Source organism: Streptomyces umbrinus (genome assembly GCF_030817415.1).
Classification (GTDB): domain Bacteria; phylum Actinomycetota; class Actinomycetes; order Streptomycetales; family Streptomycetaceae; genus Streptomyces; species Streptomyces umbrinus_A.
Genome location: NZ_JAUSZI010000002.1, coordinates 137,279 through 150,763, shown reverse-complemented (window position 1 = coordinate 150,763; position 13,485 = coordinate 137,279). Strand labels below are relative to the sequence as shown.

Below are 13,485 nucleotides of genomic sequence, written 5' to 3'. Positions count from 1 at the left end.
GGTTCGCGTGGTCAGGGGACGAGCATTCCGTCCTGCTCGATTGGAGGCGTGCCGTCGTGCCAGGGCAGGACCTTGCCGAAGCGCACCAACTCGCCGTACAGCGCGGGATCGACGTGCTCGGCGAAGACCAGATCGAGGACGGCCTCGGCGGCCCGGGCGGGAGGCTGGGCCTGGCTGTAGTCGGTGAACCACGGGCGTGAGGTCGCGGTGTCGACCATGCCGGGGCACACAGCTGCCACGAGCGTGCCGTCGGCGAGGTCACGGGCCCGGCGTTCGGCGGCGACGGCCCGCACGGCGGCGACCTGGGCCACCTTCGAAGGCACATTCAGCCACCGCGGCCAGCCTGCCTCCTGCGCGGTGTTGTGGTGGATGGCACTGCGCCACGACTCCACCGCGTACTCGACCTGGTCCAGGCTCGCCCCGTCGAACAAGTGGTGCAGCCGGCCGTCGAGGTGCCCGAGCGTGCCCAGGCTGCTGGCCACCACGAGCAGCCGTCCACCGGGGCGCAGCACGGGGCCGAAGGAGCGCAGGATGGCGTGGGTGGCGGCGTTGGAGACGTCGATGAACTCGTCGGCCCGCTCCGCCTGTGACTCCTCGGGAAGCAGACGGGCGACCGCGTTGGAGATGACGACGTCCACCCCTGCGTACCGGGCCCGCAGATCCTCGGCGAGACGGGCGATGGCGTCGGTGTCCGTGACATCCAGGACCCGGCCCTCGACACGGGCACGGGTAGCGGACGACTGGGTGACTTCCCGGGCGGCGTCCGCCACACGCTGCTGACTGCGACCGGTGAGCAGGACCAGGTCCTGCGGATCCATGCGGGCCGCCAGTCCATCGCAGAAGGCCCGGCCGAGCCCCTGGTTGGCCCCCGTGACGAGGGCGATGCGTGAAGTGGTCATACGTCCACGCTAGAAACCCCTGATCCATGCGTCCAACGAAAGTTCGGCACAGCTAGTATGCGTAAACATCATGGACTTCACTGATGTGTCACTGACCGCACTGCGCGTCCTGCGCGCCGTGGCCGAACAGGGAACCTTCACCGCGGCCGCGGCATCGCTCGGCTACACCCAGTCCGCGGTGTCCCGGCAGATCGCCGCGATCGAACGGGCGGCAGGCACCGAACTGCTGGAGCGGCGGCGCGATGGAGCTCGGCTCACCCCGGCGGGCCGGGTCGTCATGCGCCGGGTGACGGTCGTGCTCGACGAGATCGCCGCGACCGCCCGGGACCTGTCCGGCCTGCCGGAACAGGCCGGAACGGTCCGACTGGGGTGGGTGCCGAGCGCTGGCGCCGTGCTCCTGCCCCGAGCCCTTGCCGATCTGCGCGAAAGTGATCCCGGACTCGAAGTCGTCGGCCGCGAGGGCGGCACCCCGGCACTGGTGCGCGCGCTGCGGGCGGGCAGCCTGGATCTGGCCCTGCTCGCCTCGGCCCCGCCCTTTCGGGCGCCGGACGCCGAGTCGCCCCCGCTGGCACTGCAGACACTCACCGAACGCCCCCTGCGTCTCGCGCTGCCCGCCACACATCCCCTCGCCCGCGGCGAATACGTCGACGTGGCCGATCTGCGGGGGCAGCGCTGGATCGCCGGGTCCTCGTCAGGAGAGGACCGCCTGATGGGGGTGTGGCCGGGTCTGGACGAGCGTCCCGAGATCGTCCACACCGCCCGCGACTGGCTGGCCAAACTCCACCTCGTCGCCGCAGGCTGCGGGCTGACCACCCTTCCGGCCTCACTCGTCTCCGCCGTACCTCCCGGAGTACGCGTCCTCCCCGTCCGCGGCGGCCCGCAAGAACAGCGGCGCCTGCTCCTGGCCCGCCTCCCCGCCCCGCCGACCCAGGCCGTGACACGGGTGGCCGCTGCCCTCCGCGCGGCGGCCCTCGACGCCCACACGCCCCTTCCCTCCGCATGAGTGCAGTGGCCCAACACAGCTGCTCCGGGTTGGTGCTTACGCGCGCAGCGCCTCGCCGAGTCGCGATGGTGTGCCGTCTGGCCAGGGCGAGCACGGCGCGGCAGCGTGGCCGCGGGTTCCGCGAGCGGGTGCGTGCCGGCGAAGGCGTCACCGTGACGGAAACGCACTCGACAAGGGAAGGTAGTCATGCCAACTCCGAAGGCCAGTAACCCCGTTGCGGGGCTACGAAGACGGCAGTGGGGAGGACACCGCTCCCGGTGATCCCGCACGGCTGACTATCCGGCGTGTATGTCCGGCCCGACAGCCAGGAAGTGCGCGACCGCCAGGATCTGAACGCCAACGCGGGCGCGCTCAGGAACACATGCCGAGCGGGCCGCACGCCGAGGGTCGTTGTCAGTGCGGCCCCATAGCTTTGGGGCCATGACGGAAAGATCTGATCACGTGTCCCGGGAAGCGACTTCCTCGCATGAGCCGGCCGCTTGGCGGGCGGAGTGGACGTGCGGTTCCGCGACCGACCCTCGGCTGCTCCGCTCCTTAAACGGTCACGACGCCCCCGTGGTGGCGGTGGCGACGGCGGTCGTCGACGGGCGTCCGGTTGTCGTCTCGGCGAGCCGTGATGCGACGGTGTGTGTCTGGGACCTGGCGACGGGGGAACGGCTCCATACGCTGACGGCAGCTCCTGCCGACCCCATGTCGTCGTTGTCGCCCGAGTTGGTGACCCTGGCCACGGTGGTGGTCGACGGGCAACCCCTGGTCCTCACCTGCCACATCGACGGGACCGGAAGGCTGTGGGATCCGGCGACGGGGCGTTCTGCGGGCGAACTGGCCCTGGGGCTGACGCAGTTGGTCCTGGACGGCCGGAACGTGGTGCTGGCCGTCCAGGCGGACCGGACGCTGAGTGTGTGGGACCAGGCAACCGGCAGTCGGCTCGGCGTGTTCCCCTGGATGGTGGACATCGGGGTGCTGGATGGACGCGAGGTCGTTGTGACGTGCCCACCGGACCACCAAGCGCAGGTGTGGGACCTGGCCACCGGCCGCGAGGTCGGCGAGTGCCTGCCGGCCGAGGGACCGTGGACACTCGACGGGCGGGACATCGCCGTAACCAAAGAGGAGGGCCGGGCAGGGCGTGTGTGGGATCTGGACCGCCACGTGCTTCTGGCAGCCGACCTGCGGGAGTTGCTGGCGGATGCCGAGTACGAACACGCAGTGTCAGCCCTGGCGTCCATGGACACAGTGTCAACCCTGACGGTCGTCGACGGCCGGGTCGTGGTCCTCGACACCCACTACGAGGGTCCACCGGAGCTCGTCGGCGACCTCGTCCCCGTCTTCATTCCCTACGGCCCGTCCCCGACCCTGACCCTCGAAGGGCGCAGTGTCGCGCTCGCCGTGGGCGTGGACCAGACACTGCGCTTGTGGGACCTGCCGACGAGCCCCATGGACTCCACGGGCCCTGACGGTACGCGGAGCATACGCAGCATCCCTGTGGAAGCAGCCGCAGGGAAAGAGCTGATCAAGGGCGGTCCAGGAGACCTCGTCGACCTGGCGAGCCTGCTGTCCGCCCGGACGAACGGCCTGGTCGTCGCCAAGTCCGGCTGGGAAATCCGGGTGAGGGACGCTTCAAGGAGCCTGGTGCTGGGGGACACGCCCGTCTCCCTCGTCCCCGGCCCGGACGGCACCGTCACACCTTTGCACACGCTGGACCCGCCGGCCGAGGGCAGGGTGCTGACCGGTCACACCGATCGGGTGTGGGCCATCGACAGTGCCCCGGTCGGGGCGCGCACTCTGGCAGTCACGACATCCCGCGACCGCACCGTGCGGGTCTGGGATCTCGCCACCGGGGAACAGGAGGGTGAGCCCCTCACAGGGCACGACGGCCAGGTGTGGGCCGTCGCCACCACGGTGGTGGACGGACGATGTGTCGCCGTCACCGCAGGGGAGGACCGCACGGTGCGCACCTGGGACATCACCGCTGCCGGAGGGGACGGCGGCCGGCTGCGTGCCGGACACACCGGATCCGTCCTGGCGGTGACCACAGCGGTCTTTGACGGTGTTCCCATAGCTGTCACCGCAGGTGCCGACCACACCGTGCGCACCTGGGACCTGATCACCGGCTCGCAGACCTGCAACCCCCTGAGCGCAGAGGTGTCCGCCATGGCGACGGTGGTGGTGGGCGGGGACTCGGTCGTCGTCACGGCCACGCCCGACGCCACCCTGCACATTGCGGAGCTTGCCACCGGCCGAGCTGTCCACCGTCCGTTCCCCAGCGGCCACGGCAGAGTCCTGGCCATGGCCTCGGCGGTCGTGGACGGCCTGCCCGTCGCTCTCACCGCAGGCAGCGATCGCGCCGTGGGCGTCTGGAACCTCACCACCGGACGGCCCTTGGTCGCACCTCTCACCGGCCACTCCAGCCGTATCACCGCGGTTGCCGCTGCGGTCCTCGAGGGACGGCCCGTGGCGGTGACGGGCAGCTGGGACAAGACGGTGCGACTGTGGGACCTCGCCACCGGCCGGCAGCTCGGCGAACCCCTGACGGGCCACACCGACTGGGTGACCGCCGTGGCCACCGCCACCCTGGGCGGAGCTCCCATCGCGGTCAGCAAGGGCCGGGACCGGACGATACGCGTGTGGAATCTTTCTACGGGGCAGCAGATCCGCGACGCCCAGGCCGCCGAGTCAGGCTCCGGCAACACGCTGGCGGTCTCAGCGATGGCCGACGGACGGCTCGTCGCTGCCTTCGGCGATGACCGCACCGTGCGGTTCCGCGATCTCACCGCAGGGTGTCCAGCCGGTAGCGGCCACCTGCTCCCCTTCCCCGTGCACTCACTCGCGGCGGCTGCGGGCGGGCGCTTCGCGGTGGGGTTCGGTGACGAGGTCGGGGTGCTGTCGAGGGCGTCCTGACAAGTCAGGGGCCCTGCCAGGGTGGCGGCGGGCTTCGTCGGGCAGCAGGTGTCGTCTCCACAGGGTCCGTCGGCAGGAGGGACACAGGGGATGCGGGGGAGTGGACCTGGCCGTGGTCATCGCCCTGCGCCGGACAGCGCGCTCGCGGCCACCGTTTCCGCGGCCAGGGGAAGCTCGTCGAGGTCCGGATCGGGGTGATGGGCGCGGTACGAGAGGGCGTTGCTGTCTGACAACCAGGGGGCAGTGGCGTCGGCACGCTCTGCTGCTTGCCGAGGTGCCGGGTGAGAGCCCGGCGGCAGTGGCAAGGTGCGTCCGGAGCAGTGTGACGGGATGGTGCCTGCTGGGTCAGGTCCAGTCGGATCTGCCGCACATGCCCGTGACGGCCCGTCTGATCCCTGCGAAGAGTCCTGCGGCCATGGTCACGTCGGCCCCTGCCACGGCCATGTCCGCCCGGGCGGATCCGGTGCGGCATCAGCGACAGGAGCGGGGCCAACGGCGCTTTCGTACGCCGCACTTCTTGCATAGTGCCATGCTCCGGTTCTCCTCGATCTTCGCTTTTCTGATCAACTGTCGGCCGGCTGGTTGGCTCGCGCAGGTGACCTGTGGCGGTCGGTCCGGCCGCCGGCCGGGGCATCTCCTCGGCGGATGGGGCGGTGTCACGTGTGTGGGTGATGGCAGCTGGCCGGTTCGGCGGGATGCCGGCAGAAAGCCGGTGGAGAGCGGTCGTTGAGCGCGGACGGGCTTGTGCCGTCGGACGGGCATGGCGCTGATGGGGATTTTTGAAAACGGCCAGGGATGCTCCTCGCATCACTTGCTCTGGTGTTCAACGAAGTGGGGAGTTGCAAGGAGCGTGGCCCGGGTCGTCGGCTTGGGTTTCCCGCTCGTGGAGTGTGCGGGCCGTGTCGAGACGTCCAGACGCTGGCTTTGTGTCGGTGGCCGATCCGGGATCCTCACGCACGGCCACACCAGCGATCAGCTGCCTGCGGAGAGGTCCCCGTAAAGGAGCCGTGTCGTGAGTTCTATGCACCGTGTCCGGGCCGCGGAGAAGCCATAGGGCATTTTGGTGACCGCTTCGAAGGCGCTCATCTGGGTGTCCTCCTCATCGCCCGTCAGGTCGGCGTCGTAGATCTCGAAGAGCTTCTCCTCGGCCTCGTCCAGTCCGGCCGCTGCCATGGCCTGTTCCAGGGCCTTGTGGTGGGCGCAGTGCTGCGCGGCGAGTTCTTCGACCTGCGGGTCGTGGGGGTCGACGGTGTCGTCGAGGGCGGCGTCGGCCGCGTCGAGGCGGTCTGCCTCGGCCCGTAGGCCGGGATGGGTCGCCAGAGTGATGAAGACGCTGGCCTGAATTGCGGCGCCCAGCGGCCCGAAGATCCGTTCCGTGACCAGCAGGGCGTCCAGGTCGGAGGGGCGCAGTGCGCCAGAGGGCAGGTGGCTGAGCCTGTCCGTGACCAACGGGGAGAGCAGGCCCAGTGGGCTGCCTACGGCTCGCAGGCGCTGGACTGCCGCGCGCTGACGCTTGATGTCGGCCTCCTGGGCGGCCAGGGTCTCCTCGAGTCGGCCCAGGACGTCCTCAACGTCCCGGGCTTCGTCGAAGGCGGCCCGCATGTCGTCCAGGCTGATGCCGGCCTCGGACATCTTGCGGATCCACAGCAGGCGGATCATGTCGTCGTAGCCGTAGCGGCGGCGTCCGTCTCCGCCTCGCTCGGGCTCCGGCAGCAGACCGATCTGGTGGTAGTGGCGGATGGCGCGCGGGGTGGTTCCGGCGAAGGCGGCGGCATCGCCGATCTTGACCTCGCGGGGAGGCGTGGCGGAGGGGTACATCGCAGACAGGGCCTTTCGTGCTGTGGTGCCCTCGACGACACCACATGCCGCTACGGCATGTGCAACTACACACCACCCGGACCCTGACGGGCTAGCGGGCCCTCCCTCGTCATGGGTGTCCTGTCCCAGGACAGGCCCGGAAAGGGTGGGGAGATCCGTCGAACAGGTCTGATGGCACCCCCAGCAGGGGTTGGGGATTTTTTCAAGGAGCCCCGTCAGCGCGGGCTGCCTCGCGGCGGCTCTGGTGGTGTCGCTGGTTCTCGATGGGGTTGTGTACGGCGTGTTCAGTGGTGGCGGCGAACGGGCGTCGCATCTCCTCGTCCTCTTCGAGGTACCAGTCGTGCAGTGCCGGATCCGCTTGACGGCCGGCTCGACGACGCCACCGTTCTCCTGGCCGAATGGCGCGCCGGTCACCAGCACGAACGGGACTGTAAATCGTTCATTTGACGGCCCGTGAGTCGTGCGCGGCGTCTACCGGTCGGTGCGGAGTCCGTCGAGGATGAGCCCCAGCATGCGGGGTGCCCGGTCCTGGGGGCTGGACGCGGCGCGCCACAGTGCGCCGGTGAGCTGGAGGAAGTCGCCTGGGTCGGCGTCCGCGCGGATGCTTTCGTCCTTCTTGCCGGCGTCGAGGAGCTGTGTGATCGCGGCGATGACCGGTCCGTAACTCTGTTCGCTGATCGCCTGGTGCGCGCCAGGGCCGAGGGCGTCACCGAGGCCGTGCTTTGTGCGCATGGCCTCGACGAGGTCGGTCGTCCAGTGGCGGAGCGCTTCCAGTGGCGGCATCTGGGCCAGCAGGCCGGGCACGGTGCCGGTGATGCGTGCCACCTCGTCCTGGTAGACGGCCAGGACCAGCGACTCGCGTGTGGGGAAGTTGCGGTACAGGGTGCCCGAGCCGACTCCCGCGCGCTGGGCGATCTGGTTTATCGACGTGCTGCCGTCCGCCGTGAGCGCTTCGCGTGCGGCGGCGAGGATGCGCGCCCTGTTCTCTCGGGCGTCTGACCGGACCATGGGACCTCACGTTGCTAAGTGGGGAGCTCTCCACTACGGTATGCGGGGAGCTCTCCACTTACTCTAAGGAGCGTCATGCATTACATCAAGCTCGGCACGACCGGCCTCGACGTGTCCCCGATCGCGATCGGCGCGCGATGACCTACGGCGAGCCCGACCGCGGGCACCCCGTCTGGTCGAAGGGCGAACAGGACGCGCGCCCGCTCATCAAGCACGCGCTGGAGGCGGGGGTCAACTTCTTCGACACCGCGAACATGTACTCCAACGGTTCCAGCGAGGAGATCCTCGGCCGGGCGCTCAAGGACTTGGCCGACCGTGATGCCGTGGTGATCGCCACGAAGCTGCGCCACCCGATGCGGCTGGGACCCAACGGCCGTGGCCTGTCCCGCAAGGCAATCATGACCGAGGTCGACCACTCGCTGCGCCGCCTGGGCACGGACTACATCGATCTCTACCAGATCCACCGCAACGACCACTCCACCCCCTGGGAGGAGACCCTCGAAGCACTCAGCGACCTCGTGCGTGCCGGCAAGGTCCGCTACCTCGGCGCCTCGTCCATGCACGCATGGGAGTTCGCGAAGGCGCTGCACCTGCAGAAGCAGAACGGCTGGGCGCGTTTCGTGTCCATGCAGGACCACTACAACCTCCTCGCTCGCGAGGAAGAGCGCGAGATGATCCCGCTGTGCCTGGACGAAGGCGTGGGCACGATCATCTGGTCGCCGCTGGCCCGGGGCCGCCTCACCCGCGCGTGGGACGACGCCCGCTCGACGGTGCGATCCGAGACGGACGGTGCCTACGCGGACCTGCTCTACTCACCGGCCGAGGAAGCGTCCAACCACGCGATCATCGACGCGGTCGGGCAGGTCGCGAACGCCCACGGCGTCAGCCGCGCACAGGTCGCGCTCGCCTGGCTGCGTCGCCAGCCGGTGGTCACCGCGCCGCTGGTCGGTGCCGGCTCGGTCCGGCAGATCGAAGAGGCCGTGGCCTCGCTCGACATCGAGCTCACCGACGACGAAGTGCGCGCCCTGGAGGCCCCGTACACCCCCCGGTACGACTGGCAGGGCGTCTCGGACGAAGCCGAGATGGAGGCCATCCGCAAGCGCGTCCCCGGCATGGCACTCGCGTGAACCCCATCGTCCGCTCCGGCGCTGCTGCCCGCGCCGGAGCCCTCCTCATCCTTCTGGGCCCGCTCGTGTCCTGGGTCGCCGAGTTCATCACCGCCGCCGCTTGGCAGGATCCGCCGTACTCGCCCCTGTACAACTGGGTCAGCCACCTCGGCCTGACCGGTCCCCCGCAGACCGCCTTCGGGCAGGTCGCCAACTCCCCCCTCGGCGCCGTCATGGACGCCGGCTGGGTGATCTACGGCAGCCTCCTGATCATCGGCGCGTTCCTCGTGTTCGACCCGCGCAAGGGCACCCGCCCGATCATCATCATGATCCTCGCCGTCCTCGCCGGCGTCGGGGTCTCGCTCGTCGGCATCTTCCAGGGCTCCAACGCCAACGTCGACAACGCCCTGATCGCGTTCCACACCTTCGGCGCGCAGAGCGTCATGCTCGCCGGCAACACCATGGCGATCGTCGTCGGAGCCGGCGGGACCCGCATCGGTCTCACCAGGGGCCGGTCGATCGCGAGCATCACTCTCGGCACCGCCGGACTGATCGCGTTCCCCCTCTTCATGACCGACGTGTTCACCGGCTGGATGTGGAACATAGGCCTGTTCGAGCGCGCCGTGATCTACCCGATCATGATCGGCCACGCCCTCCTCGGAAGCAGTGTGGCCGCTGCCCAGCGGCATCGTGCGACGCACCCGCTGGCACCCCTGTCTGCACGAGTCGTGAGCTGAGGAGAGACAGATGACCCAGGTCCTGGTCACCGGAGGAACCGGGTTCATCGGGAGCTGGTGCGTCCTGACCCTGCTCGACGCCGGGCACACCGTCCGCACCACAGTTCGCGACCTGCGGCGCGAGCCGGCACTGGGCTCCTGGCTGCACGCGGCCACACCGTTCGACGACGACCGCCTCACGGTCGTACGCGCCGACCTCGAACACCCCGACGGCTGGGACGCTGCCGTCGCCGACTGCGACTTCGTCCTCCACGTCGCCTCGCCAACCCTGCGCCATACGCCGGCCAACGACGACGAGCTGGTGGTCCCGGCACGCGAGGGCGTCCTGCGGGTGCTGCGCGCCGCCCGCGACGCCCGCGTGCGACGGGTCGTCCTGGCAAGCGCCTTCGGCGCCATCGGGATCGGGCACCCCCCGCGCTCGACCCCGTTCACCGAGGAGGACTGGACCAACGTCGACAGCGATATCCCGCCCTACCAGCGGTCCAAGACGCTCGCCGAACGCGCCGCCTGGCAGTTCGTCCAGGACGAAGGCGGTGGTCCGGAACTGGCAGCGGTACATCCCGTGGGAGTCCTTGGACCACTCCTCGGCCCCGTCGACCCACCCTCCCTGCGTCTGGTGCGCAGAATGCTCGAGGGACAGGTTCCTGCGTGCCCTCCCTTCGGGATGGGCTTCGTCGACGTGCGCGACGTCGCGGATCTGCACCTGCGCGCGATGACCGATCCGGCAGCCGCCGGCGAACGCTTCCTGGCCATCGCCGGGCACAGCCTGCGCGTCGTCGACATCGCACACATTCTGCATGACCGCCTCGGTGAGCGCGCCGCGAAGGCCCCCACCCGTGAACTGCCCGTGTGGCTCGCACGCACACTGGGCATCGCGAACCCGGAACTGCGACTGCTCAGGCACCAGCTCGGCCGGGATCTCAACGCCACAAGCGCCAAGGCGGAGAAGCTTCTCGGCTGGCGAGCACGTCCCATCGAGGACACCATCGCACAGACCGCCGAGAGCCTCCTCACCCACGGCATCGGAAAATGACCGGCTCGCAACCGACCGACGCGGCAGCCCTGGGCGCCGAAGATGCGTCGAACTGGTGACGCGGCGCGCCATCTGCCGCCGGCCTACGGGGCCGGCTGTTTGCCCGCCGGGTGAGCTGAGGGTTCTGCGGTGCTGAGGGGCAGCGTCGTAGCAACCGTCGCGCCCGGGTTGCAGGTCGTCCCGACAGCCTGCGGCCGACATGCGCGAACAGGGCTGCTCGATGGACAACACGGGCTGCCCTGCGCTCGCCGGTTCGCGAGTGCAGGGCAGCCGTCGCAGTACGGAGCGTGTCTACCAGCGCATGCCGAGCTCATCCAGTTCCGCGCGGCGTTCGGGGGTGAGTTTGGCGGCTCTGCGGCGGGTGTTGTCGAGCCATCCGCCCAGTTTCACCTCTGTCCCGTCCTCCATTTGTTCCACGTGCTTGCGTCCCGCGTGCAAGTGACCTTCGCGGGTGTGGAATTGGCGGGCTGCGGCGAGGTGGGTGGCCCAGCGGTCGGCCTGTGTCCGGCGCGCCGGCGGCTGTTCCGTCTCGTCTGCGGGTTCTATCCCGAGGGCGTTGGCCAGGAGCCATTGCTGTGCGGGTAGCAGCCGGTCCCAGCCCGTATGCTGCGCGGCGGCCCAGGCTCCGAGGTCTTCGCCCTGGACGATGACCTTGCCGCGCCCGGTGGGCAGGGTACCGCTGGCCTGGATGCGGGCGAGGGTGAGACGGAAGCATCGCTGCCATCCGATCTTCCATGCAGGGCACCACCCCGGATCGATCGCCTCCAGCGCTTCCATACGGCTCTCGGGCAGCTCGCCGATGCTGGAGATGCCAGTTTCCCCGGCCGCGCGCCGTTCGGTGTTCTGACGTGTTTTGCGGGCCGCTGCGCGCTGATTTTTGGTCCACGTCCCGATGGGGAAGTCCTCCCAGACGGCCGTGGCGGGCGGGAGCAGGTGACCGTGTACAGCGGCCCATTGGCGGGCGACGGTGAGGCCTTCGGTGAACGCGGTGTCCCACGCCGACCACACCATGCCGAGCGTCTCGAGTTCGGTGACGCGGGCGGCTTCGAGGGTGCCGGCGGTGTAGTAGCGGCGCAGGTCGGCGATCCACCGGCCCAGTGGATAGCCGCCGACCGCGCCCCATTCGGTCGGGGCCGTGTACGTGTAGGGCGCGCGCAGCTCGGTGTTGCCGGTTTCGCGCAGCCATCGTGTGGCGGCTTCGATGCCGCGCCGCCAGTACGCCCCTTCGGGGTCGATGACCCGCAGCCGGATGAACTGGGTCAGCGCGAACGGATCCCGCTCCTCACTGAACCGCAGCACCCCGGCCGCCGCCCCACTCACCCGGGGCACGTCCTGCTCCTGGCCGTCCGCGTCAGGGGTGAACTCGCGCTCTGCGTCGTCGGGTTCGGCTGCGGGGCCGCTGTTGCGCAGGCGTGGATCGGCGAGGGCTTCGATGGTCTCGGTGTCGTGTGCCCGGAGTGCTTCCAGGACCTTCGTGAGGGTGCTGTAGGCATCCGAGGTCAGCATGTCGTCCGGATCTTCATCCGGTCCGAGAAAAACAGGAACGATCAGCGTGGCCAGTTTCCCGGCTCCCGGCTGCATTCGCAGCGCGCGCCCGACCATCTGCACGATGTCGACCATCGACCCACGCGCATCCGCGAAAAGCACCGCGTCACACTCGGCGGTGTCGACGCCTTCACCGAGGACCCGGACGGAACTCAGCACCCGCAGCACGGCGGGAATGTCCTCACCGTGATGCGCTGCCGCTTCGAGGAGATCGGAGGCGAACTCCTCCAGCACCCGCCGCCGGTGAAGGGGCGCGTGCCCGCCGTACAGCCAGTTGGCCCACACCTGCTCCGCGGCCGGGAAGGTGCCGGGGTCGTCCTGGGCGAGCCGGGCCGCGACCGCCGGTACCCCGGCCGCCATCGCCTCCGCTTCCCCGATCCGGCTGTGGAACGACAGGACCCGCCGGAACCGTTCCTCGACAGCTGCGCGCATCAACCCGGCCTGAACGGCGGCAAGCCGGGCCCCGCGGACCGCCGGGGAGCCGGTGTCCTCGCTCGTGAGAGCGGCATACAACTGTGGGTCGCGGATGTCGAGACAGAGCACCTGGTAGGGCGCCACCAGCCCGAGCCGGATCGCCTCGCTGAGCCGGAGCTTGTAGGCCACCGGACCGAACACGGGGGAGTCCTCGTCCATGCTCGCCACCAGGCGCGGCCGGTCTGTCTCGGCTTCCCAGATCCGGGCCGTGGCGGTCATGTACAGCCTGCGCACCGCCGGGATCTGCTGCTGGTCGTGCACGGCAGCCCACGGCTTGGCACCGTCACCACTGGTCCGGTGCGCCTCGTCCACGACCATCAGGTCCCACACCGGCAGGCCGGCCGTATGAGCGCGCTGGAGGATCCCCAGGCCGACGGAGGCGTACGTCGCAAAGACCGTCACCGACCCCAGCCCCGACACCCATGCGACCAGCTCGTGCGGGTCGGTCGTGCAGGGCACCCCGTCGCTCTCCTGTGGCCGCAGCGAGCACACCCCCGCCATCGCCCCCCGGCGCCCGCCACGGCGCCACGCGCGGGTCGTCTGGGTCAGCAGGTCGAGGGTCGGTACCAGGACCAGTACACGCCGTGCGGCAAGTCGGCGTGATGCTTCCACGGCGATCAGTGTTTTGCCGGACCCGGTGGCGGCGACCACCTGCGTTCTCAGGCCATCGGCGGGGAGACGGCCGTCGGTGGGGGACTGGAGGTGCCTGGCCACGCTGTCCACGGCTTCGGCCTGGTGGGGACGGAGCGTCATACGGGACATGGGAGCCTTCCGGGGCGAGCGGCGGTGTCCAGAGCGATTGTGCCCGCCAACCACAGGGCGGCGGAGCCGTCCGGCCCCGCTGATGCCGTTCTGTCTGTCCATCACGCTCCGGACCCAGCGGCCCGGGCCTGCGACAAGTCCACCGGCAGACGTACAGCGCCCGACCCCCGCCTCCCGCCCAGCCCCTGCACCGCCTTCAACT

Annotated in this window: 8 protein-coding genes and 1 pseudogene; 5 read left to right on the top strand and 4 right to left on the bottom strand. The window is 69.9% G+C overall.

Annotation, left to right across the window (positions count from 1 at the left end; genetic code table 11):
• Window positions 1–11: 11 nt before the first annotated feature.
• Window positions 12–899, bottom strand: a complete 888-nt coding sequence (locus QF035_RS01265; RefSeq protein ID WP_307517555.1) for an SDR family NAD(P)-dependent oxidoreductase — start codon at window positions 897–899, stop codon at window positions 12–14.
• A gap of 70 nt (window positions 900–969) precedes the next feature.
• Between QF035_RS01265 and QF035_RS01260 the strand changes: the two genes are divergently transcribed.
• Both QF035_RS01260 and QF035_RS01255 read left to right on the top strand, forming a co-directional pair.
• Complete coding sequence (locus QF035_RS01260) at window positions 970–1,902, top strand: LysR family transcriptional regulator (RefSeq protein WP_307517554.1); 933 nt, start codon at window positions 970–972, stop codon at window positions 1,900–1,902.
• A gap of 420 nt (window positions 1,903–2,322) precedes the next feature.
• On the top strand, window positions 2,323–4,800 hold the full coding sequence (locus QF035_RS01255) for a WD40 repeat domain-containing protein (protein WP_307517553.1): 2,478 nt from the start codon (window positions 2,323–2,325) through the stop codon (window positions 4,798–4,800).
• 972 nt (window positions 4,801–5,772) lie between these two features.
• On the opposite strand, the gene QF035_RS01250 is transcribed toward QF035_RS01255, so the two are convergent.
• Window positions 5,773–6,618 carry a MerR family transcriptional regulator gene (locus QF035_RS01250; RefSeq protein ID WP_307517552.1) on the bottom strand — a complete coding sequence of 282 codons (846 nt, stop codon included), beginning with the start codon at window positions 6,616–6,618 and terminating at the stop codon, window positions 5,773–5,775.
• Between the two features lie 471 nt (window positions 6,619–7,089).
• Window positions 7,090–7,626: a TetR/AcrR family transcriptional regulator gene (locus tag QF035_RS01245; RefSeq protein ID WP_307517551.1), complete on the bottom strand. Its 537-nt coding sequence runs from the start codon at window positions 7,624–7,626 to the stop codon at window positions 7,090–7,092.
• A gap of 75 nt (window positions 7,627–7,701) precedes the next feature.
• Between QF035_RS01245 and QF035_RS01240 the strand changes: the two are divergent.
• The 3 genes and pseudogenes from QF035_RS01240 to QF035_RS01230 all read left to right on the top strand — a co-directional run bounded on the left by QF035_RS01240 (window position 7,702) and on the right by QF035_RS01230 (window position 10,502).
• A pseudogene (locus tag QF035_RS01240) lies at window positions 7,702–8,753 on the top strand (aldo/keto reductase).
• A complete protein-coding gene (locus tag QF035_RS01235) occupies window positions 8,750–9,469 on the top strand; it encodes a DUF998 domain-containing protein (protein WP_307517550.1) in 720 nt (239 codons plus the stop codon). Before QF035_RS01240 ends, QF035_RS01235 begins: the two are co-directional and overlap by 4 nt.
• A gap of 10 nt (window positions 9,470–9,479) precedes the next feature.
• Window positions 9,480–10,502: an NAD-dependent epimerase/dehydratase family protein gene (locus QF035_RS01230; RefSeq protein ID WP_307517549.1), complete on the top strand. Its 1,023-nt coding sequence runs from the start codon at window positions 9,480–9,482 to the stop codon at window positions 10,500–10,502.
• A 291-nt stretch (window positions 10,503–10,793) separates the two neighbouring features.
• On the opposite strand, the gene QF035_RS01225 is transcribed toward QF035_RS01230, so the two are convergent.
• A complete protein-coding gene (locus QF035_RS01225) occupies window positions 10,794–13,274 on the bottom strand; it encodes a Helicase associated domain protein (RefSeq protein WP_444968425.1) in 2,481 nt (826 codons plus the stop codon).
• Between the last annotated feature and the right edge of the window lie 211 nt (window positions 13,275–13,485).

Excerpts from the sequence above, each read along its gene's own strand:
- QF035_RS01265 (WP_307517555.1), bottom strand. The coding sequence starts at position 899 with ATGACCACTTCACGCATCGCCCTCGTCACGGGGGCCAACCAGGGGCTC.
- QF035_RS01260 (WP_307517554.1), top strand. The coding sequence starts at position 970 with ATGGACTTCACTGATGTGTCACTGACCGCACTGCGCGTCCTGCGCGCC.
- QF035_RS01255 (WP_307517553.1), top strand. The coding sequence starts at position 2,323 with ATGACGGAAAGATCTGATCACGTGTCCCGGGAAGCGACTTCCTCGCAT.
- QF035_RS01250 (WP_307517552.1), bottom strand. The coding sequence starts at position 6,618 with ATGTACCCCTCCGCCACGCCTCCCCGCGAGGTCAAGATCGGCGATGCC.
- QF035_RS01245 (WP_307517551.1), bottom strand. The coding sequence starts at position 7,626 with ATGGTCCGGTCAGACGCCCGAGAGAACAGGGCGCGCATCCTCGCCGCC.
- QF035_RS01230 (WP_307517549.1), top strand. The coding sequence starts at position 9,480 with ATGACCCAGGTCCTGGTCACCGGAGGAACCGGGTTCATCGGGAGCTGG.
- QF035_RS01225 (WP_444968425.1), bottom strand. The coding sequence starts at position 13,274 with ATGACGCTCCGTCCCCACCAGGCCGAAGCCGTGGACAGCGTGGCCAGG.